Raw genomic sequence first — 23,592 nt, forward strand, 5'->3', positions numbered from 1 at the left:
GAGGACACAAACTTCAAATATCAATTTAATAGATAATCTTTCATAATTTGATTGTAAATACAGAAGAAAATAAAAAATTACAAACCAATTGAACTTATTCTAAAAACGCCACTCTTACTATATAAGAGACTTACTTCCCTGAGTTTTTATGTTTATATTTTATGTTTTGTAATGCGTTTATCTTTAGGTAAACGCTTTTTTTTGCCTAAAATTCAGCAAAAATAAAAATATTTAAAGCCCATTGAACTTATCCTAAAAACACCGCTCTTATTATATAAGAGACTTACTTCCCTGAGTTTTTATGTTTATGTTTTGTAATGCGCTTATCTTTTAGATAAACGCTTTTTTTTGCCCAAAATTTAGCAAAAATAAAAATATTGAAAACCCATTGAACTTATCATAAAAACACCGCTCTTATTATATAAGAGACTTACTTCCCTGAGTTTTTATATTTTATGTTTTGTAACGCGTTTATCTTATAGGTAAACGCTTTTTTTTGCCTAAAATTACCAAAAATATAAAAAAGAAATAAAAATATTAAAACTAATTGAACTTATCTTAAAAACATCACTCATACTTTATGAGAGACTTACTTCCCTGAGTGTTTTATGTTTATATTTTATGTTTTTTAAAGTGTTTATCTTTTAGGTAAACGCTTTTTTTTGTCTGTAATTTAACAGTTCACATGGCAGGTAATAAAACACATTAATTTTTAATACTATTTTACGATGCAGCAACTAGATACTGGCATCGATGAAGTTGTCTGAATTCAAGAACGTGATGAGCTCAATAGTAAATTACCAATGCAAGAGGGATTATCCAAGTAACATATAATAAAGATTAGAAGCTAGCCTTAATATAGTTTACTATAGTTTGATGTAATTTCAGTGCTCATATAAGGATGTTTAGAATATTGTAAGTATTTGGTTTATCCTCTAAAGGTTAGTTATGTCATCTAGTAAAATATTAAACCTAAAAACTCTCTTTTTCTATCTTATCTTTCTATGTACAGTTTATACTTCATTACCCACACTGGCTGCTACTTCAGAGTTTTATCCCTACGACCATCTCAATAAAACTCAACTGGGTTTAGCGTTATTAGATGTTGAAAAAGTTATCAGAATGAAGCAAGTAAAGCTTTAGAGCGTTTAAATTTTCTCAAAAAATCAGAAAGTTGGGTAGATAGCCCTACCACAATAGCTAGATACTATAGTTTGAAGCTGAAAATTCTTAGTAGGCTATCAGCTTCAACAGAGATTAAAGGGCTAATCGAAGAATTTAGGCAATTTGCTAATAGTACCGATATTGAATGGCTAGTTTTAGAATCAAATTACCATAGAGCCGATGCTGCCTTAATCAATGACGGAGACAACAACACGACTCTTGAGCTTATTAATAGAACATTACCAAAAGCTATTGAAATTAATTTTCAACACCTCGTTAATCGTCTTTATAATTTAAGAGCTATTGCAAAGCAAAACAGTGGGGATAATAGCGGTGCATTGAAAGACTTCCATTTAGCATTAAACAATTCATCTAGTTATCAAAATGAAGGCTGGGCTATAACAATTTATTCAAACATGTCTATTATCTACTTAGAGATAGAAGACTACGATAAAGGTCTGGAAATAAACGATTTAGCATTCGAATTATTTAAAGAAGAAAAAATAGAAAACGATCAAATTGAAACATCACTATTAATAATGAAAGCTCTTTTCTTGAAAAATACCAATGATTACGAGCAAGCAATTAAAACTTTTTATCAAGCTGAAAATAGTGCCATAAAATCAGGTTTAATTAATCTAATCTTGAATGTAAAAAGTAACCTTTCAGGCGCATTATTAGCGGATAATAAAGCAAATGAAGCCAAAAAAGTGGTTTTAGAATGTATTGCAGATTCAGTTCAACATAGTTTAAGTTCTACTCTGTCTTACTGCCAATCAAATTTAGCCCATATTGAAATTGAATTAGGCAATTATCCCGAAGCTATTACGTTATTAAAACAAGCAAAAAGTAGCTTTGAGAAAAAGAATAATATGAAAGCTGCCATACAGCAACAACTTAGCTTAAGTGTCGCTTACGAGCGCTCAGGCGACTATTACACTGCATTACAACAATTGAAAAAGTATTATGAACAAAACATTGATCTAATGTTTAATGAACGAACAAAAGAGATATCTAGAATAGAAGAGGCTTTTGAGGCTAAATTAAAAGATAAACAAATAGCACTTCTTAAAGCTAATAATGATCTACAGTCAGCTAGATTACGAGAGAACGCATTAACTAACCAGCTAATAATCATCATATCAATTTTTTCAATTATTTTTTTACTGTATTTTATTCGCAACTACATAAAGATCAAAAAACAGACAGTTTTTTTAGAGAAATCAAATGCTACGTTACTTGATAACAGCTTTATTGATCCATTAACCAAAGTCGGAAACAGAAGAGCGCTTGCCGAATATATTACGATGCTTGAGGACAATACAAAAAATATTGAACACTATGTTGTTATTCTTGATATTGATCATTTTAAAAATGTAAATGATACCTATGGTCACATGGTCGGAGATGAAATTCTTGGTGAAGTGGCTAATCGATTGAGCGCTGAAACTAGGGACAAAGATAAACTGGTTCGATGGGGTGGAGAAGAGTTCGTTTTTGTGATCGCGGGGGGAAATAAAGACAACAAAACCTCTGTTGCTAATAGAATTATTAAAACCATTTCAAGTAAGGCTATCACGACAAGTGTTGGTGAAATACGGGTTACCGTTTCAGCAGGAGCAGCTAATATTAAACCAGGTCAACTCAATAAGGAAACTTGGCCAGAAGTACTCAAAAAAGTCGATCGCGCCTTATATATAGCTAAAGAAGGCGGAAGGAATCAAGCGGTATTGATATAAGTTAATTGTATTAGTCGGTACGACCCAGTAACAATATTAACTAGGGTCAACTTTAATACCTATCAGCCTTACAATAATAATTTTAACGACCGGATTAACTCAACACTCACACCTAACTTTCAGTAGTTGACAAATAATTGGCTAATATACTTTTACGTGTGATAAAGCATACACAAGAAGCTAATGTTAGCTTGTGGCTAGCTTTTGACCTAGCTCACAATGTCAAAAAACGAGCATAATGATGTAAAGATGCAACGGCCGCTGAACTCGTGTGATGAAATATACGATTAAAGCTTAAATGCGTGGTAGATATACACTAAGCTACAAACATTATTTATAAAAAAGCCAATACCTAAGTTCTGGTATTGGCTTTTAAAGTTATGACTCATGCGACTATTTATTGCGTAACCTAGCGTTTGCTATGATAGTTATTGATAGTTAACACATAGAAAATCTAGTGTTATTTGCTTTCAGCTTGCACTTTTCTTGCTTGATGAAGCTTCTTATAACTGTCGATTAATCTTAAGTGTTTATCTAAACCTTCTAAGTTCATGCCGGTTTTTGTTAAGCCGTAAAACTTCACTGTGCCTTCAGTTGAGCCAATAACATTATTCATTGTTTCTTCGCTAAACATTCTATTAAGGTTATGAATATAATCTTCTAGCTGCATGTCTTCATCGATTTCAATTTCAAGTACCGCTTGCATCGCTTGATAAAACAAACGGCGCTCAACGGTATTATCATTAAACTGTAAGAATTCTTCGACTAATTCTTGCGCGTCTTCTAAGGCACCTAAGGCTAAATAAATCAGTATTTTAAGCTCTAAAATCGTCAGTTGGCCCCAAACGGTGTTCTCATCGAACTCTATACCTATTAATGTTCTAATATCGATATAATTATCTAATTGGCTGTCTTCTAAGCGTGTTACTAAGCTTTCGAGTGCATCATCATCTAAAATATGCAGGTTCAGAATATCTTCACGGTAATTAAGTGCCTTGTTAGTGTTATCCCAAACTAGGTCTTCAACAGGATATATTTCTGAATAATCAGGTACTAATATACGACAAGCGGTTGCGCCTAGTTGGTCAAATACCGCCACGTAAGCTTCTTTACCTAAGTCTGTTAAAATACCGAATAAACGATCGTTTTCTTCTGCACTAGTGCCAGAAAAGTCCCATTCGCAAAACTCAAAGTCTGCCTTATTACTAAAGAAGCGCCATGAAATTACACCGGTTGAGTCAATAAAGTGCTCAACGGCGTTTTCAGGCTCAGAGACCGCAAGGCTACTAAATGTAGGTCTTGGCACATCATTTAAGCCTTCAAAACTACGGCCTTGTAATAATTCAGTTAAGCTACGCTCTAACGCGACTTCAAAACTTGGGTGCGCACCAAACGAGGCAAATACGCCACCGGTTTTTGGGTTCATTAAAGTAACGCACATTACCGGGAATTGACCACCTAACGAGGCATCTTTAATTACTACTGGGAAGCCTTGTGTTTCAAGCGCTTCGATACCAGCAAGAATACTTGGGTATTTATCTAATACGCTTTTAGGCACATCGGGTAAGGCAATTTCTTGTTCAATAATTTGGCGTTTAACTGCGCGTTCAAAAATTTCAGACAAACACTGCACTTGTGCTTCAGCTAAGTTATTACCGGCGCTCATGCCATTACTTAGAAATAAGTTTTCAATCAAATTTGAAGGAATATATACTGTTTCACCGTCTGATTGGCGTGTGTAAGGAATAGCACAAATACCACGTTCAACGTTTCCTGAGTTAGTATCAATTAGGTTAGAGCCACGAAGTTCATCGTCAGGATTGTAAATATCTAAGCAATAATCATCTAAAATACCTTCAGGTAAATCATCACTTTCATCTAACGTAAACCACTTTTCGTTCGGGTAATGTACAAAATCGCTGTTAGCGATTTCTTGCCCTAAAAACTGATCATTATAAAAAAAGTTACAGTTAAGGCGTTCAATAAACTCACCTAAGGCTGAACATAGTGCGCTTTCTTTTGTGGCACCTTTACCGTTGGTAAAACACATTGGAGAAGCGGCATCTCGAATATGTAATGACCATACATTTGGCACAATATTACGCCATGAGGCAATTTCAATTTTCATGCCTAAGCCCGCTAATATCGCGGTCATGTTTTTAATGGTTTCTTCTAGCGGTAAATCTTTTCCTAGAATATAAGTGCTGTCTGTGCCTTGTGCGCCTGCCATTAACATGGCTTGTGCGTCATCTTCTAAGCTATCAACCAAATCAACTTTAAATTCAGGCCCTGTTTGTATCACTTTTTTAACAGTACAGCGGTCAATTGAGCGACGAATACCTAAACGGTCTTTTTCTGAAATACTTTCAGGCAGCTCAACTTGAATTTGAAATACTTGCTTATAACGATCTTCAGGATCAACAATATTGTTTTGTGATAAGCGAATATTTTCGGTTGGAATATCGCGAGAATTACAATACACCTTAACAAAATACGCCGCACACATAGCTGACGAAGCAAGGAAGTAATCAAACGGTCCGGGCGCTGAACCATCACCTTTATAACGAATTGGTTGGTCGGCGACGACGGTAAAGTCATCAAATTTGGCTTCAACTTTTACGTTGTCGAGAAAGTTAACTTTAATTTCCATTAGATTGGATCCCACAATTGATTGCTGTAACTACCAAAATTTCACTTTGAAACTTTGCTAACCAGCGAATTTATCTTAATGCGGGAATTATCGTGGTTTTTGCCGCAATAGTCTTGGGTTAATTGCATAAAACCCTAAAATTGAGCAAAGAAAAAGGCGAGTAGAAAGCTACTCGCCTTTTTATCAGCATTTATACTTTAGTGTTTCACCCTTAATGGCACTGAATTAATAAAGGTTTAGGTGTATTAATTTCAGCTTGAGGTTGATAGCGAATATCGCTTACTGAAAGTTTAATAGCGCCGTTGGTATAAAGGGCAAACGGTGAAACAATTTTGTCCATCGCAATACCTTTATCGACAAAACATTGTAAATCGATGGCGATATTTTGCCATTGTCCTTGCACTAATGTTTGCATTTGCTCAGTAATATCAACAGCTGCTCGACAGCTACCTAGTGCATCACCAATAGATTCACAGTGCATTTCAACAGTTACTGACGCAGTTATGTTGGAATCACGTTTAACAGAAATTACCAAGGCAGAATTTTGTTCTAATTCAAAACCAAGATCTTCTCTGAAACTACTTGAAAATATCACACCTGCTTTTGCCGTGCCTGAAGTATCAATTCGAAAGGCATCTTCTTGAACAACTTTATCTACCGTACGATAAGTAATACCGGGAAGTTTGGCACTATTTGAACGTAGCTCTGATGATTGTTGATCAGAAGGTTTCTGCTCAGAAGATAAGAACATGCGCCACGGTTTAGCCACTTTTCCAGAAAATATCGTGGTGTTTTTGGCGAGGCCTTCATCATTACTCATCTCTTCAGATAGTGTATCTGATAATTGCACTTGGCCTTTATTGTTGTTGTACGTTAAACCAAAACCGTAAGGTAATAACGGCTCGTAAACTTCATCAAATCGGTTAACAATTTGAGTCGCCGTTTTTGGCCATGAGAAAGAAAGCTTGCCTGTAAAGTCATGCTGTATTTGCTTGTTTTTATCGGTTAATAGCACATCGGCTACAGCCTTACCTTCAGAACCTGGTAACCAAGCAGCAACAAAAGCATCACTGGCATTCAACTCAGCATTTACCCACATAGGTCGACCGCTGATAAAAATACTGACAACAGGAATACCTTGAGCTTTAAGCTTTTTCAATAAAGCTAAATCTGTTTGCATACCACGTTGATAGGCTAAATTATCTTTATCGCCATGCCCTTCTGCGTAAGGTTCTTCACCAAAAACAACAATGGCAACATCTGGCTTTTGAGAAAACTGACCGTTCTCGCTCAACGTAATTTTTCCGCCTGCAGCGTTAACTTGAGATGCTAAACCTTGATAAATTGAGGTGCCGCCAGGGAAATCTTCATTGCTGTTATTAGTGCCTTGCCATGTAATACTCCAGCCACCTGATTGCTTACCAATGTTATGGGCAGCGTCACCAGCGACTAAAATATTTAACTTAGGTGAAAGTGGTAATAAATTAGCTTTGTTTTTTAACAATACCAAAGACTCTCTAACCGCTTGGCGAGCAACTTCACGATGTTCTTCGCTACCTACTAATTCAGTTTTACCTGAAAAAAGTCGATTAGCTGGGCTAGGTTTATTAAACAAGCCTGCACGTAATTTAACGCGCAAAATACGACTAACCGCATCGTCGATGCGCGCCTGAGGAATAACACCTTGTTTAACTTGCGCTAGCGTGTTTTCCATTAACGGCTTCCAAGCATCTGTAGGCACCATGAAAACATCTAGGCCTGCATTTGCTGCTTGCGGGCAGTTATCATTAGTACAACCAACAATTTGTCCGTGACCATTCCAGTCGCCAACAACAAAGCCATCGAAGCCCATTTTGTTTTTCAACACATCAGTTAACAAATAACGGTTACCGTGAATTTTATCACCATGCCAGCTGTTAAATGATGCCATAACCGATTGAGCGCCAGCGGTTAAACCACCCACATAACCTTGGGCATGCAAGTCAAATAAGTCTTGCTCTGACGTTAAGTTATCGCCTTGGTCGTCACCGTCAACGGTGCCACCGTCACCAATAAAGTGCTTTACGGTACTGATCACACGATCGTCACCTAAAAAGTCATTATCTGCATGGCCTTGTAAGCCTTTAACCACGGAGGCGGCATAAGATCTAACAATTTCAGGATCTTCAGAATACCCTTCGTAAGTTCGGCCCCATCGATCATCCCTAACGGTTGCAACTGTTGGTGCAAAAACCCAATCGATACCCGTAACCATGACTTCGGTAGCGGTAATTTTTGCAATTTTCTCAACTAAAGCTGGGTTATTTGCTGCACCTAAACCAATATTATGTGGAAATAATGTTGCACCAATAACGTTGTTATGACCATGAACCGCATCTGTTCCCCACATAGTAGGAATAGTTGAACCATCAAGCGAGTCATCAATTGATGCCTGATACATAGACTCAGCTAAAGCAATCCAATCTTGTGGCGTTGCATGCTTGTTATTATCTGGAAAAGCACCACCACCATTTAGATAAGAGCCGAAACCGTATTTACGCATGTCGGCTACCGTAATATCACGGATTTCGGGTTGGATCATTTGTGCAACTTTTTGCTCTAACGTCATAGTTGATAATATGCGCTGTATTTGCCTCTCAACATCGCTATCTGCTTTAACTTCAGAAGTAATTGTTGGCCATATTGACAAGTTCTTTTGAGCTAATACTGATTGCTCTGTCGCTACTTGTTTAAGGTCTGATGTATTTGCGTTTACTTCAGCGCTTGTTCCAGAGTTACAAGCCGCTAAACTCAGTGCAGAAACAGTTGAGATAAATAGGTAAGAGAATTTATTCATTATGCTGCTTCCTTCAAAATATTCGCTGCAGGTTTAGAGCCGGTCCAGCCATAAAAAACAATATAGATATAACAAATTACCGGTATGATAAAAGATAATTGCACGCCAACTAAGTCAGCTAAAACACCTTGCACTAATGGCACAATGGCACCACCAACAATCGCTAAACAAAGTATGCCTGCGCCTTGGCTAGTATGTTTACCTAAGCTATTTAACGCTAAACTAAAAATAGTAGGGAACATAATAGAGTTACAAAGCCCAACTAAAAGAATGGACCACATGGCTAAACCGCCACTGGTTAGCATGGCAATACTAATTAAAATCACTGCAAAAAATGCGTTAAATGCTAAAACTTTCCCTGCATCAACTTTCTGCATTACCGCCGCGCCGATAAAGCGACCTACCATAGCACCGCCCCAATAATAGGTGAGGTACTTAGCGGCTTGTGACTCTTCTAAACCGCCTATGTTAGCTTCACCAAAAAAATTGATTAAAAAGCTGCCAATAGAGACTTCTGCGCCTACATATACAAATATGCCTAATGCACCTAAAACTAAATGGCGATACTGCCAAGCTGAACCTGAAATAACTTCATCCGCTTTAGTTTCAGCGCTAGCAATATGAGGTAGCTTTAACCAAGCAAAAATAGCCGCTAAAATTAATAACGCTGCAGTTAAGACTAAATAAGGTACTTTTACTGAATCGGCTGAAGGCTCTGTGGCCATTGAATGTACAGCTTCGTTTAAGATAAACAAACCACCTAAATATGGCGCAACTGTGGTACCTAAAGAGTTGAATGCTTGAGTCATGGTTAGTCGTGAGGAAGCTGACTCTGTTGGCCCCAGTAATGTAACGTATGGGTTAGCCGAAACTTGTAAAATGGTAATGCCACTTGCTAAAACGAACAATGCCGAAAGAAACATTGGGTAACTGTGCATTGACGCCGCAGGATAAAACATTAAGCAACCTAATGCGGCGATCACTAAACCTGCAACAATTCCCTTTTGATATCCTACTTTCTTCACTAACTGCCCTGCTGGTAAAGACACAATAAAATAAGCACCAAAAAAACAAAATTGTACTAACATCGATTGTGTGTAGCTTAAATCGAAAATAGCTTTTAAATGTGGAATAAGGATGTCGTTTAAGCAGGTAATAAAGCCCCACATAAAAAACAGTGATGTTAATGAAACCAGCGCAAATCGATTTTGGTTGGGTGCACCTAAATCTGCAGTGCTAAGTTGTTTGTCTACTACGACTGAAGAACTAGCCATAAGATAAATTCCTATACTTTGGAATTAGTCATACCATCGTCTTGTTGAGTTCAATTAAGCACACTTAACAAGTGGTAATACTAAATAAAGAGAAGTGCGCGCCTATTGGTTAAACAGGCGCTATGTTTACGTTTACTGAAAGCTATAACGAACGCCTAAAGTGTATCTTGTACCGTATTGTCGAGCAGATAAAAACTGTGCTTCGTAACGTCCAAAAGACTCTTCTGTTTCGTTATTTAAGTTAACGCCTTCAACAAAAACTGTTAAGTTTTCATTAACATCGTAGTTAACGCTCATATCAATTTGTCCAAACTCTTTAGCAAACTGTGGAGGAGCATCGTTAGAGCCTTGATCTTGCCCAACACCAATGAGGTACTGATCACGCCAAGCGTAAGTTAACTTAACTGATAAGCCATTTTTTTCATAAAATGCCTGAAAGTTTGCAGAGTCACTTAAACCAACAAGTGGAGATTGTTGCTCTAAACTTTCGGTATCAAAGTTAACGTCACCATCAACAAAGGTAGCATTTGCGCCAAAACCAAAACCTGATTCACCAAAAAGGTGTTGAATAGCAACTTCAAAGCCATCAACCATTTTTTCATCAGAGTTATACGGTTCACTGATATTCCACGACATTAATGGATCATCAGCATTTGGCACGATGTAACCTTGTGCATTTAGTTCGGCACCATTTTCTTGCATTCTTGCAAAAACATTATCACCGGTAGTTGCTATACCTTCTGCCGTTAAATCAGCAATGGCTTGCGCATAACGAGGGCCTTGAGAAATATCTCGGATACCATCATATTGACTAGTAGTACTTCGACTGCTGATAAAGTTTTTAACGTCTTTTCTAAAGTAACCCACTGCAGCATAGCTACCTTCGCCGTAATAATACTCTAGGCTAAAGTCCAAGTTCTTAGATTCGTAAGGGTCTAAATCCGTATTACCTTGGCTACCTGTACGCGAGTCTAAACCTGGGCTTGGGCTTAACGCTAAACCACCAGCAAGATTACCTAATGGCGCACGAGAAATTGTTTTACTCCAAGATGCACGAGCCACAATGTCATCGGTTAAATCAACACGAATATCGATCATAGGTAAAAGAATATCGTATTCACCTTCTTCAACATAAAAGTTGTTTTCACCCGGGGTATATTGCGTATGCCATTCTGTACCACCTAGCCACCAAACATTGGTAGGCACATCTTGTAAGACATTACTCTCAACTTTTGTTTCTTCATAACGTAAACCAACGTTAATTTGCACTGGGAAGTCTGCAACATCGAAGTCCCACAAAGATGAAACATAAATACTGTTGGTGTTTTCTTCAACCGAGCCTTGCGACTTAACACTGCCCTCACGGTATGGATCAGTACTGAAGTAATCATCGCCAAGTAAACTTTGGTTTAAATAAGCTTGTGAACGAGCTACCGCCTCGTCAAAATCAAAGCTGTAGTAGTAACCAGCTCCAATAGGGCTGTCACCATTTGAAAACTCATCTAAAAAGCCACTTGTGCTGTTGTAAGTAAACATACTGTCTGGAAAAGCAGCAGAGTAATTAGGATTAAATAAGAAGCCACCAATTAAGCCACTCCAAGCACTTGAACCACTCATTTTTTGCTCTGTACGTGCAATACCAAACTTAACTGTCATCAATGGAATGTCGTAAGTGTTATCCCACGAACCATCTATTTGTAATTGCTCAACTTCAGATTTACCTGGGCTGTGAATGAATTGGCTAAAATGTGAATCCATTTCACTGGGTGCAAGCGTAGTTGAACCATTATCCCAAAAAATAGTGCCTTGTGGGATATCGCCATCACGAAAATCATAAGTTTTAGTTACTAACTGGTCTGAACCAAATACTAATGAACCAGTACCATTCATGCCTTTATCTTTGCCATTATCAGTACTACTTTCAGAGTTATGATAATCAAATGAAAGACTTAACTCGTCAGTTGCTTGCCATTCAATATTAAAGCCTACTGAGTTTTCTTCAACTTCGGTGGTATCTCTATTGGCAGTATATGAACCATCATTACCCGATAAGTCAGCATAAATAACGGTGCCATTTTGATCTAACTCGTACGCATTGATGTTGCCACCATAATCATGCCACTGACCCCAACCAATTGCATTTGTGCCGGTAGTCGATAAGCCTGTGGTGTAATCAAGTGTCATCACTAGGCTATCCAGTGGTGCGTATTGAAAAGTTACATTGGCATTAGTTCTTTCACGCTCAACATCAGCAATGCCGTAGTTCATATCGCGCGGGAAAAATGCGCCAGCGGCTGCGTTAGCAGAACGGTTATCAACAACTTTATCAGCATCTAAACTAGGGAGTTGTGCATCAGGTTGAAATTGCCAACCTTGAATACCCGCTGATTGTTGCTGAAAGTCACGTTGTTGATGTGAAAAAGAAAGTGCTACACCGAAGGTCTCATCGGCAAAAGTGTTGCTGTATAAGGCAGATACTTCAGGTGTAACATCATCACCTTGTACATTTGACTCATCATAAATGGCTTTTGCTGATACTGAGAATTTTTCACCTGGACTATTTAACGGCTTAACCGTAAGGATATTAACCGTTGCACCTAAACCACCGCTAGGTAAATCACCACGAGCAGTTTTGTAAACTTCTAAAGCACTAACACCATCTGACGACAAATTCTCTAGACTGTAAGAACGAGAATTACCCGTACCCGGCATTTGGCGGCCATTAAGGGTAATTAAATTAAATTCAGGGCCAAAACCGCGAACTGTTATTTGGCTACCTTCGCCATTTGAGCGACTAACCGAAACACCTGTTATACGTTGCAAAGACTCTGCTAAGTTGGTGTCAGGGAATTTACCCATTTCTTCTGCAGAAATCGCATCAACGACGCCTGACATTTCTCTTTTTACATTCATTGAGCGGATCAAACTACCTTTGATGCCTTTAACTTCAATGACTTCTACTTCATCAATATTGTTTTCTAATAAGTTTTCTTCTGCTGCTACTAACTGCGTGCTTATACTCGCCGCTAATATTGACGATATAGTCAATGCTATACGCGTTTTGGTAAAAGTTGATTGTTTCATGATTGCCCTACTTACTAAAAATAGTTTGTTATTAGCGACTTGTTGTACTCTGAAAAGCCGCTTAACTTTTTAATTGCTATCTATTATTTTCTATTGGTGAATTGGCTAGTAAACCATTACGTTGTCTAAACGATATACCGCACCTTCACCAGTACCCCATTCAGGGAAGACCATCACGACATCAATGAAACTAATATCTAAGCCTGCATCGAATAATGTTTGTAATGGAAATGTGTAGGTTTGCCATTCACCAACAACAGGGTCTAGGCCTTCAGTACTAGCATTTAAAGCCAATTCAACAGCAGTAGTTGCGCCATCAGATTCAATTTTAAATAACCACGTTGCTGAAGCATCATTTGGCGCTGAAATAACTTTTAGGTCAAATTGCACAACACCACTGGCTAAAATAGCTGAAGCATCGAGAAATACATCATCATCAGCAAGAATACCCATCACCGTAGGCTGAGCACCAATAACAAACTCTGCGGTCATACCATGGTCAGTGTCATCATTTTCAAGTGTCGGAGTAGAGCCACCACAGCAATCCCAAATAGACCAGCCTGTTGCAGCAGCTTCACCAAATAAAACGTTGATTTGTGGTGCGCTAGTTGGGTCGTAAACTTTCACGTTGTCTATACGATAAATTGCGCCATCGCCAGCACCCCAGGCAGGAAATACCATAAGTACATCAATAGCGCTTACATCCAAACCTGCATCAGCTAAATCAGCTAGATTAAATGTGTATGTTTGCCATTGGTCTGTGGTTGGTGCTTCACCTTCAACACTGTCTGTTAATGCCAACTCAACCGCCGAAGCATTATTGTCAGCTTCAACTTTAAAAAGCCAAGTGTCAGCACTCGGCATTGAGGTTACTTTCATATCAAATTGAATAACGCCATTGGCAAGAATGCTTGTGGCATCAAATGGTGCAGGTGTTTCAGTGTTGTCTATACGTGAAATAAAGCCCATCACTGTTGGCGTTTCACCAATAGAAAATTCAGCTACGTTGCCGTGAGCGTCGTCATCTAATTCAACCGTAGGTGTTGAACCGCCACAGCAATCCCACATTGGCCAGCTTGGGTTTTCGTTATCAGTAAAAATAACTAATTCAGGAGAAGCGCCGATATCGCCTTCAATTGAAAAATTAGCAACTTGAAATACAGCACCTTCACCAGCGCCCCAATCAGGAAATATCATGACAACGTCAATTGCGCTAACGTCTAAGCCTTTCGCTACAAAGGCTGACAATGGAAATGTATAGGTTTGCCATTGGCCAACAACCGGGTCTACACCTTCATTACTTTGATTTAACAGCATGTCTGCTGCCGTGTCAGCATCGTTACTTTCTACTTTGAAATTCCAGTTTGCGCCAGCCCCTGGAGCTGTGATCAGTTTCATATCAAAAGTGATCACGCCATTAAGATCTACTAACGGAGAAGCATCGAATGGAGTGCCTTTACCTTCGGGGTCTGTAATAAAAGTATCACGTGAAATAAAACCAACTACTGTTGGTTCGCCACCAATAACAAACTCAACCACATCACCTTTGTCTGCATCAGAAACTAGTGCTGGTGTTGAGCCACCACAACAATCCCATGCAGGCCAATTTGGGTTAAAAGCGCCTGAAAAAATACTAAGGTTTTTAGCAATACCATCACTAGGAGGCACAGGCACTGGAGCCTTACCTTCAACAAGACCGTCTTCTAAGCTATCGTAGCCAGGTCTTACTGTTTCACAACCTTTACCTGTTTCAGGATTCGACAAACATTCATAAACTCTTACATAATCAACTTCAAATTTGTTGTCTGCATGAAAAGCCGTAGCATCAACGCCTAATTCGTTTACGTTTTCAGGCCAGCTTCCGCCGACAGCAAAGTTAAGAATTAAATAAAATTCTTTATCAAAAGGAGCGGTATCCCAAAAGGTTTTAAGCTCACCTGATACTTGTTCATAATATTCGGTAAACCAACCTTTATGTGCAAGACCTACAGCTTCATCTTTACTGTTGTAACGAACGCTTGATTGACGTTGTGTGGCATATAAATAACCATCCATATACCAACGTATTTCACCTTCTTGCCACTCTAAAGCATAAGTATGAAAGCCATCTGCAGGGTTTGCGCCATCAGCTAAGCTATATGACTTACCCGATGACGAATTATCAGGCCAACTTTTTCCGTAGTGTAGCGTACCGTGAACATTGCTCTCTACGTTACCTTCAGCATCGGAAACACCTAAGTTAACAGATTCAAAAATATCGATTTCACCAGAGCGTGGCCATTCACCGTACTCTTCATCTGTCGGCATCATCCAAAACGCTGGCCAACTACCTTGTCCGGCAGGCACTTTAGCGCGCATTTCTACACGGCCGTATTTAAAGCCTGCTTTGTAACGAGTGATCATACGTGCTGACGTGTAAGGCAGTGCCGCGCCTTCTTCGGCAGGTAGCGCGACAATATTTAGCATGCCGTCGGCTAAATAAGAGTTATCAGCACTATCGGTATAACACTGCTTTTCTTGATTACCACCACCGTCACAGTTAACTTCGTGCGTCCAGTTTTGGCTATTTATTGCAGTGCCATCAAACTCATCACTCCATACTAATCCCCAGTCGCTAACTGGCAATTGTGGATCAATTTTATCTGGTTTTGTTTCAGTTTCAGCACTACTACCACCACACCCAACTAAGGCGATGGTTGATAGCAAAGCAAGCAACTGTGTTATATTTTTTGCAGCTTTTAACATAATTTGTTTTCCAATTACCCAACTATTTTTGTTGTACTAGAAACGCGTATGATTGTAATTATATTATCTGATACGAGTTCACAAGTAGCATAGTTCGGCAGCCATAATGTTATTTGCATAACAGAACAGACTACCCCCGAAAGTCATACTGATTTAAATTACAAATAGTTACAAATGAAATGCGCCATCATGGTTGTAGCATGCGCCATAGAAGGTTTTTTCAAAAAATAAGCGACAAGACGAAACAAAAATACGATAAGTGGTTAAAGCTGTTTTGATTCAACAATTGTTTGGATACTTGAGCTAAAATTACGACTTACTTTTAACTGCACATCGTCACCTAAATCAAGAATACTTTCGCTATTACGCAAGGGCTTAATGCTTTTAATGCAGTTAACGTTAACCAAGGTAGATTTATGAATTCGAGAGAATACTTTCGGGTCGAGTTGACTCACTAATTTTTTCATTGTTATTCGCACAACATGGGTTTCATTAGCCGTATGAACACACATATAATCGCCAGCGGCATCAATCCACCGAATCGCTTTTATGGGTAAGAATACTTTTTCATTATCACTGTTTTTAATCACTAACTCTTGATTAAAAAGCGTAGGTAAAGGTAAGTCTGTTGCTAGCCAGTTCTCTAACTCTGTTACCGCTAAGCCAGACGTTTCACCTAATGCACGTAAAAGTTTGAATTTTTCATTACTGGAGTCTTTAGGTTCAATGCGCTGTAGAATACGCTCCACTGTTTTTTGTAAACGCCCTAAATTAGCTGGCTTTAAAACATAATCTATAGCATTAAGTTCAAATGCTTCTAGCGCGTACTCCCCGTAAGCACTTACAAAAACCACCATAGGCATAATATCAGCCTGTAATGCTTGCACAACCTCAATACCATTTAATCCAGGTAGGCGTAAATCTAAAAACAGAACATCAGGGCATAATGTTTGACACAAATGAATAGCTTCATCTCCATCACTAGCTTCTGCGATAACGTTAATTTCAGGTAGCTTTTCTAACCTTAACTTTAACCCTTCCAAGGCGAGAGGTTCATCATCAACAATGATTGCCGTCAGTGGTTTTTTTATCATAAATTAAACCTTTTTCTCAAATGGAATAGAAATAGCAACCATAGTTCCACCCTCTGCAGTATCGGTAATATTTACTTCAAAGTCGCCATTAAACATGGCACTTAATCGGGCTTTAGTATTACTTAAACCAATACCAAAACCATCACTGACTTTATCATGACTTTCTTGACCATTGTCGATAACTTGCAGTAGTAATCGATCATTTATTTGTTTAGCGCTAATACATATTTTGCCGCCAGACTTTCTTAATTCAATGGCATATTTAATTGCATTTTCGACTAAAGGTTGTAATAACATGCAAGGAACTTGGCAAGTCAGCGCTTTGCTTGACACATCAATGTCTACATCGAGTCGCTCACCAAATCTAACTTTTTCAATCGAAAGGTAAAGCTCAATTAACTCAAGTTCTTTTTTTAAACTCGTTTTACTTTTGTCACTTTTATCTAACGAATAACGAAAGAATTCACATAACTTATCGAGCATTTCATTAGCTGTTTCATTTTCATTTTTATAAATTAAAGTTGAAATGGCGTTCAACGTATTGAACATAAAATGCGGATTGAGTTGATATCGCAACATTTGTAATTGTGCGTCTTTTGTAGCGGTTTGCGCACGTAATAACATTTCATGCTCGCCTTGCAACTTAGTGTTATAAAGCATAATAAAATAAATTGAAGTCCATACAAACATAGTGGTCAATGAGAACATTAACCAGCCACCAAACTCTAAAGTATTCCATGCTTCATTCCATTGTTGTTGATAAACCAACATTTTAAAAAAGCTTAATTTGAGCACATTAAATAACAAGCCCAATGAAGCTGCGGAAACAAAACTTAGGAATAAAGTTTTTTTAAGTGGCAAGTGCACAATTTTACGGATCAGCTGCCACTGTAAATAAGATAAAATAAAGCCGCTGAGCGTTTCCAGTACTAAATTTATCATTTGACCAGAAAAATTAAAGCCTTCAAGCCCAATTTGCGGGCGGATAATAGCTAAGAACACCACTACGGAATAGCCTAACCAACCCGTAATTTGTAAGGTCCAAAACTGATGGCTTTGCTTGGAAAAAGCCTGCGGGCCTAATTCAAGAGTGCCTTCTTCATGATTTTTTGGCGCTATTTCCATTGTAGATAAGTCACTTGATTAGCCAACGTCATGGCTAAAGATATAACAAATAGCAGTCAACGAGCAAGAAATGAGTCAAGACGAGTTATATCTGCGACAACCCATTATTATTAAGTTCACTCAATACAATACAACACAACCTAAACCTAAACGTAAAAAGCACTTTAAAAGAGATTTTTAATTAACCATTGCAATTAACTAGACGATCGGTCTAATATATAAAAATGAACAAAGATACTAATCTACCCAAACGTGGCCGACCTGCTAAATCAGGTCGCGACAGTAACCAAACGAAACAACTACTGATACAAAGTGGTGTCGAATACTTTACTGAATTTGGCTTTGCCGCTTCAGGAATTGATCTGATCTTAAAGAAAGTGTCTGTACCTAAAGGCTCTTTCTACCACTATTTTTCGAGTAAAGAAGCGTTTGGACTGGCGGTTATTGAGGAATATAGTCGCTACTTCGCTAAAAAATTAGATATACATTTGCTTAATGAAAATAACAAACCATTAATACGTATAGCTAACTTTGCCATTGACGCGAAAGAAGGCATGACACGTTACAATTTTAAACGCGGTTGTTTAATTGGTAACCTCGAACAAGAAGTTACTCAACTACCTGAAAGTCATCGGCTGCAATTATTAGCGACATTTGATGATTGGCAGCGAAAAATGGCCGTTTGTCTACAATTAGCACAACAGGAAAATGCCATAGCCCCTTCATTAGATTGTAATGCCTTAGCAAGTTTTTTTTGGTTAGGATGGGAAGGTGCGATTGCTAAAAGTAAATTGACACAAAACCTAGCGCCAATTGATGGTTTTATCGATACTTTTCTACTATTAGTTAAAAAATAAGTAATTACAAAATAATGTTAATTGCATACAAACAATCAATGTACATCGGAGATAAACATGTTTAAGAGTTTAGTCATTAATAAAAACGATAGCCAAGGCTATCACACAGGTATTGAAGCGCTTTCTGAAGAGAGTTTAACCGACGGTGATGTACTAATTAAAGTGCTATATAGCACAATTAACTATAAAGATGCTTTAGCGATTACAGGTAAAGCTCCGGTAATTCGACGTTTTCCGATGGTACCTGGTATCGACTTGGTTGGTGTTGTTGAGCAATGTGATAATGATAAATTTAACATTGGCGATCATGTGCTTTTAAATGGGTTTGGTGTTGGCGAAAAGTACCTTGGCGGTTTATCACAAAAAGCTCGGGTTAAAAGCGATTTTCTTATTCCATTGCCAGAAGGAATAACCCCTTATAATGCTATGGCTATTGGCACCGCTGGTTATACAGCCATGTTATGTGTAATGGCACTAGAAAACTACGGTATTACGCCTGAAAGCGGCAATATTTTAGTTACCGGTGCAACGGGCGGAGTTGGTAGCTTTGCTATTAGAATTCTTGCTGAGTTAGGTTATACCATTACTGCTTCAACCGGTAGCGAAGAACAAGCCGCTTACTTGAAAAAACTAGGTGCAAAAGAAATTATTGATCGCGCTGAATTATCTGCACCGGGTAAACCATTAATGCCAGAACGTTGGGCTGCTGCTATTGATTCTGTTGGCAGCACAACACTTGCAAACGTTTGTGCCAGCATAAATTATGGCGGATGTGTTGCCGCTTGTGGTTTAGCTCAAGGTATGGACTTTCCGTCGACGGTTGCACCTTTCATTTTAAGAGGCGTTTCATTATTAGGAATAGACAGTGTTATGCGCTCTCAAGAAGACAGGTTAGAAGCCTGGAGTCGCCTTGAGCAGTCAAAGTTAGCCGAAAAAATAGAGCAAATATCAACTACCGTGAGTTTAGAAGAATCAATAGCCGTAGCTGATAAATTACTCAATGGTGAGGTTACTGGTCGTGTTGTTGTTGATGTAAATGCATAGATAACTAGATAACTAAACGACAGACATAGAAGTTTATCTTCATGTCTGTCTTTTTGCTGATGTATTTAACCTGAACTCTGGATAAGCAGCACTTGCTCAATCCTCCCTTTTAAGCCATTATCTGCGTTAAAACGTCGATAAATAGCTCGCTATTCATAAACGTTTTGCCTTGGAAATGGCATAAAATGAAGCATTGATGGGGTCTATTCCTGATGTACACCTTGCTATAGCATTTACTTTGCCACCTAAGCTTTTTTTTCACTTGAGTATCAAGTACTCATTATCCAGAGTTCAGGTTATTTAACTAATACTAGCAACTACATCTCGACTGTTCTGATCAGAAAATAGCTTGGCCAAATCTCTCGCACTTCTCGCTCCCATTGTGGGTCAACTTTGCCATCGGGTAATTGTAATAGCCAAAACTTAGCCCACTTTTGCACATTTTTACCTGATTTACTCAACTTAAGTGGCAAAAAACGGCGCTTGTATTCATTACCTTGGTATTCGAAAACAGCATTGTTTCGCGCTCTTTTATGTAAAAAGTCTAGTGCCGCGGTAATTATTTCAACTTCCGATAAAGGCAAATACCCTTGAGTTTTTAAACTGGCTAAGATTTCAGCTTTTTTAATACTAACCTGCATATATGCATCAATGTGTGGTGTATAAACTTTACCTGTTAGGCCATAAATAGAGGCAAGTTCACGATCGGCTAATGCTTTAAGCGGCAATAACTCTTGGTTAATATCAGTAAGATCACGCATAACATACAGCGGTTTAGTCAGTTTCTTTGGCAATGAAAGTTTCCTTAATTTTCTTTAATCTACAAGTTTAGTACTAACGCGGCGGATCAATGTTGTTAGCAATACTGCTATTTAAACGGAACCAACCTGCAATGGCATATCTATCGCGCATTGCTGGTAGCACTTCATGTGGAAACTCTTCACTTAAAAACACCACAATAGTACCAAAACTTGGTGTTATCGAAATATTTCTATTATCTATTAATGAAGATCTGGCTTTTTTGTCTGGATAAAGCACAAGCTCGCCGCCATCATCAGGAGACCACTCTTGATTAAGATAAACCACCACAGATAATACGCGATTACCCTCACCTTTAAAGGCATCTTTATGCTTTTTATAAAAATCGCCCTTGGCATAATGTGAAAAGTGACTTTCAAAAGAAAATAAGCCCAAAAACAGTCGCCTGTTCAAATAATGCTGTAATTCTGAGGTCCATTCTATCCAAGCAGAGCCCGCATCACTGTTACCTGTTATCCAACAAATTTCATCTGTGCGAATAAAGTTATTAATAACATGATCTGTTGATCGACCTATACCAGCACGCTTAAAGTTGGTTTGTGGCATGTCGATAATATGCTTTGCTAACAAAGTGGTTAAACTTTCAGGTAAAGCGTAAGGACAAATACTAAAGCCCTTCTCGATAATATCATTCGATATGCGCTCAAACAGTGGCTCAAATAATGTAAGGTCTTTTGTAAGCGCAACTTTTTGAATATGGTTCAACGAGAATATGTCTTGGTGAGGAAAGTTAACATGGCGTAGCTAATTAAATAAAATTGAATATGCGCCATAGTAACACCAAGTATCGGCATTAACTTAAGCTTTGTTTTATAAATTGAATAAATTGTTCAGATGAGGCGCTAAGCAAGGCTAAACGACTAAATTTCGATAATTGTCGCGGCTATCAATAGCTATTTCTGAGTTAACGATTGGAGATAACGTCTGGAGTTAACGTCTGGAGTTAACGTCTGGAGTTAACACCACGAAATTAGGCATGAAATTTACAGATCAAATAAGCTTTCGATATTACATTTAACATCTCACCTAAATATTATTTTTAAATAGATGATTGTACTAGCCATAAATTAAAAAACGCTTAAATACAGTGTTATAAACTGTATTTAAGCGTTATTAACAAATCAGGTTTTAACTCGCTATTTATATAACGAGTTAACTAAGCTGTTTTTTTCATTTGCTCTACGGTATCAAGGTATTCGTCTAACGAGCCTTGAAAATCTATCAATTTTTTATCTTTAATATCAATAACTCGAGTTGCTAGGCTTGAAACAAACTCACGGTCATGACTAACAAATATTAATGTGCCTTCAAAATCTTTTAAGGCATTGTTTAAAGCATCAATGGCTTCGATGTCCATGTGGTTAGTTGGCTCATCCATAATTAACACATTAACATCAGCCATCATTAACATGCCAAATAACAAGCGGTTCTTCTCACCACCAGAGCAGTTACGGGCTTTTTTATTAGCGTCGTCATCAGTAAATAACATACGGCCTAACATGCCGCGAACACTTAAGTCGTTGTGGCAAGGTCTACGCCATTGAGACATCCAGTCCATTAGTGTTAAGTCATTATCAAAAAAGTGACCACTATCTTGTGGGCAGTAGCCAACTGAAGCATTTTCAGACCACTTAACTACACCTTCAACGTTTTCAAATTCATTCATTAAACAGCGCAATAGTGTAGTTTTACCAACACCGTTTTCACCGATAATAGCTAACTTTGCACCGGCTTCTAGTAATAAATCGCCACCTTTAAATAGTACTTCGCCATCAAAACCATGGCTCAAGCCTTCAAGTTCTAGGGCTTGACGGTGCATTTTTTTACCGGGAGCAAAAGCAATTTTAGGTGTAATACGACTTGATGATTTAACGTCATCAAGCTTAATTTTATCCATTTTTTTAGCACGAGAACTTGCTTGTTTAGCTTTTGACGCGTTAGCACCAAAACGGTTAACAAAGTCTTGTAGTTCAGCAATTTCAGCGACTTTTTTATCGTTACCGGCTAGTAACTGCTCACGTAATAAAGCCGATTGAGCTAAGTAGAATTCGTAGTTACCAGGGTAAATACGTAATTCACCATAATCAATGTCGGCCATATGAGTACAAACAGAGTTAAGAAAATGTCTATCATGGGAAATAATAATCATGGTGCATTTACGTTTGTTCAGCTCGCCTTCTAACCAACTAATCGTATGAATATCCAAGTTGTTGGTTGGCTCATCAAGTAATAAAATATCAGGGTTTGCAAACAAAGCTTGTGCTAGTAACACACGTAGTTTCCAACCTGGCGCAACTTGCTGCATAGAGCCATAGTGAAAAGACTCTTCAATACCGGCATCAAGTAATATTTCACCCGCGCGACTTTCTGCGGTGTAACCGTCCATTTCGGCAAATTGGCTTTCTAAGTCGCCAACGCGCATGCCGTCGGCCTCACTCATTTCAGCCTGTGCGTAAATAGCATCTCGCTCTTGTTTAACTTTCCACAGCGGCATATCACCCATGATCACAGTATCAATAACATTGTGTTCTTCAAAAGCGAATTGATCTTGCCCTAAGGTACTCACCTTGTTACCTGTGCTAACCGACACATTACCTGAGCTTGGCACTAAATCGCCGCTCAATATTTTCATAAATGTAGATTTGCCACAGCCATTTGCGCCGATTAAACCGTAGCGGTTACCGTTGCCAAATTTAGCCGAAATATTTTCAAATAACGGTTCTGCGCCAAATTGCATAGTAATGTTCGATGTCGTGATCAAGAGATAATCCTATTTTCTGTTAACTAAACTCACCAATTAACAACGACTAAAAGTTAGCGTTAAAGTAAGAGTTAATACTGTAATTGCTGTAACCAAGCCAGTTAGATCGATAAACAACTGCCAGCCACCATAATAAAGGCGCGCATTATACAGTAATAACACCATGATCCCCACTTAAACTTTGCTTTAAAATGATTATTTTATAGACAAAGCCAGTTTACTTTATTCTTTACCCGTTTTCCTTACAGCCATTAAGCTTTGCATTTATAAAGCAGCCATTAAAGTGCATGAATAATAAGTACTTAAATGTTCAATTTGCTTTATCAGGAATTATTCACAATACAGACGAATTGCTAACAACACGAACATCAAAGTTAAGCATTTAATTTCATTATTAATT

At 38.2% G+C, this 23,592-nt stretch carries 13 protein-coding genes; 3 read left to right on the forward strand and 10 right to left on the reverse strand.

Going from position 1 to position 23,592, the window contains the following annotated elements; all coding sequences use genetic code 11:
- Positions 1–1,214 precede the first annotated feature (1,214 nt).
- Positions 1,215–2,903, forward strand: coding sequence for a GGDEF domain-containing protein (locus B6A32_RS12460; RefSeq protein ID WP_085304536.1), 1,689 nt, complete (start codon positions 1,215–1,217; stop codon positions 2,901–2,903).
- Positions 2,904–3,363: 460 nt separating this feature from the next.
- On the opposite strand, the gene B6A32_RS12465 is transcribed toward B6A32_RS12460, so the two are convergent.
- From B6A32_RS12465 to B6A32_RS12495, 7 genes are all read right to left on the reverse strand, one after another.
- Complete coding sequence (locus B6A32_RS12465) at positions 3,364–5,553, reverse strand: OsmC domain/YcaO domain-containing protein (protein ID WP_085304539.1); 2,190 nt, start codon at positions 5,551–5,553, stop codon at positions 3,364–3,366.
- Between the two features lie 211 nt (positions 5,554–5,764).
- Complete coding sequence (locus B6A32_RS12470) at positions 5,765–8,389, reverse strand: glycoside hydrolase family 3 protein (RefSeq protein ID WP_085304541.1); 2,625 nt, start codon at positions 8,387–8,389, stop codon at positions 5,765–5,767.
- Positions 8,389–9,663 carry a sugar MFS transporter gene (locus B6A32_RS12475; protein ID WP_085304543.1) on the reverse strand — a complete coding sequence of 425 codons (1,275 nt, stop codon included), beginning with the start codon at positions 9,661–9,663 and terminating at the stop codon, positions 8,389–8,391. Before B6A32_RS12475 ends, B6A32_RS12470 begins: the two co-directional genes overlap by 1 nt.
- Positions 9,664–9,795: 132 nt before the next feature.
- Positions 9,796–12,747, reverse strand: coding sequence for a TonB-dependent receptor (locus B6A32_RS12480; RefSeq protein ID WP_085304545.1), 2,952 nt, complete (start codon positions 12,745–12,747; stop codon positions 9,796–9,798).
- 105 nt (positions 12,748–12,852) lie between these two features.
- Positions 12,853–15,492 carry a glycoside hydrolase family 16 protein gene (locus B6A32_RS12485; protein ID WP_085304547.1) on the reverse strand — a complete coding sequence of 880 codons (2,640 nt, stop codon included), beginning with the start codon at positions 15,490–15,492 and terminating at the stop codon, positions 12,853–12,855.
- 263 nt (positions 15,493–15,755) lie between these two features.
- Positions 15,756–16,586: a LytR/AlgR family response regulator transcription factor gene (locus B6A32_RS12490; protein ID WP_085304549.1), complete on the reverse strand. Its 831-nt coding sequence runs from the start codon at positions 16,584–16,586 to the stop codon at positions 15,756–15,758.
- A gap of 3 nt (positions 16,587–16,589) precedes the next feature.
- Entirely contained in the window at positions 16,590–17,711 is a 1,122-nt protein-coding gene (locus tag B6A32_RS12495) for a sensor histidine kinase (RefSeq protein WP_085304551.1), read from the reverse strand.
- Between the two features lie 224 nt (positions 17,712–17,935).
- Between B6A32_RS12495 and acuR the strand changes: the two genes are divergently transcribed.
- A complete protein-coding gene (gene acuR, locus B6A32_RS12500; RefSeq protein ID WP_085304553.1) occupies positions 17,936–18,568 on the forward strand; it encodes an acrylate utilization transcriptional regulator AcuR in 633 nt (210 codons plus the stop codon).
- A 57-nt stretch (positions 18,569–18,625) separates the two neighbouring features.
- Positions 18,626–19,612, forward strand: a complete 987-nt coding sequence (acuI, locus tag B6A32_RS12505; RefSeq protein WP_085304555.1) for an acrylyl-CoA reductase (NADPH) — start codon at positions 18,626–18,628, stop codon at positions 19,610–19,612.
- 317 nt (positions 19,613–19,929) lie between these two features.
- Here acuI and B6A32_RS12510 read toward each other — a convergent pair whose 3' ends face one another.
- From B6A32_RS12510 to B6A32_RS12520, 3 genes are all read right to left on the reverse strand, one after another.
- Positions 19,930–20,406, reverse strand: coding sequence for a hypothetical protein (locus tag B6A32_RS12510; RefSeq protein ID WP_233131413.1), 477 nt, complete (start codon positions 20,404–20,406; stop codon positions 19,930–19,932).
- Between the two features lie 40 nt (positions 20,407–20,446).
- Positions 20,447–21,136, reverse strand: a complete 690-nt coding sequence (locus B6A32_RS12515) for a 2OG-Fe(II) oxygenase (RefSeq protein ID WP_085304559.1) — start codon at positions 21,134–21,136, stop codon at positions 20,447–20,449.
- Positions 21,137–21,587: 451 nt separating this feature from the next.
- Positions 21,588–23,192 (reverse strand): ABC-F family ATPase, encoded by a 1,605-nt coding sequence (locus B6A32_RS12520; protein WP_085304561.1) that lies wholly within the window; start codon positions 23,190–23,192, stop codon positions 21,588–21,590.
- Between the last annotated feature and the right edge of the window lie 400 nt (positions 23,193–23,592).

Source organism: Colwellia polaris (assembly GCF_002104515.1).
Taxonomy (GTDB): Bacteria; Pseudomonadota; Gammaproteobacteria; order Enterobacterales; family Alteromonadaceae; genus Cognaticolwellia; species Cognaticolwellia polaris.

Bases quoted from the DNA above. Each gene is read 5' to 3' on its own strand.
- B6A32_RS12485 (WP_085304547.1), bottom strand. From the start codon at position 15,492: ATGTTAAAAGCTGCAAAAAATATAACACAGTTGCTTGCTTTGCTATCA.
- B6A32_RS12475 (WP_085304543.1), bottom strand. From the start codon at position 9,663: ATGGCTAGTTCTTCAGTCGTAGTAGACAAACAACTTAGCACTGCAGAT.
- acuR (WP_085304553.1), top strand. From the start codon at position 17,936: ATGAACAAAGATACTAATCTACCCAAACGTGGCCGACCTGCTAAATCA.
- B6A32_RS12470 (WP_085304541.1), bottom strand. From the start codon at position 8,389: ATGAATAAATTCTCTTACCTATTTATCTCAACTGTTTCTGCACTGAGT.
- B6A32_RS12490 (WP_085304549.1), bottom strand. From the start codon at position 16,586: ATGATAAAAAAACCACTGACGGCAATCATTGTTGATGATGAACCTCTC.
- acuI (WP_085304555.1), top strand. From the start codon at position 18,626: ATGTTTAAGAGTTTAGTCATTAATAAAAACGATAGCCAAGGCTATCAC.
- B6A32_RS12480 (WP_085304545.1), bottom strand. From the start codon at position 12,747: ATGAAACAATCAACTTTTACCAAAACGCGTATAGCATTGACTATATCG.
- B6A32_RS12495 (WP_085304551.1), bottom strand. From the start codon at position 17,711: ATGGAAATAGCGCCAAAAAATCATGAAGAAGGCACTCTTGAATTAGGC.
- B6A32_RS12465 (WP_085304539.1), bottom strand. From the start codon at position 5,553: ATGGAAATTAAAGTTAACTTTCTCGACAACGTAAAAGTTGAAGCCAAA.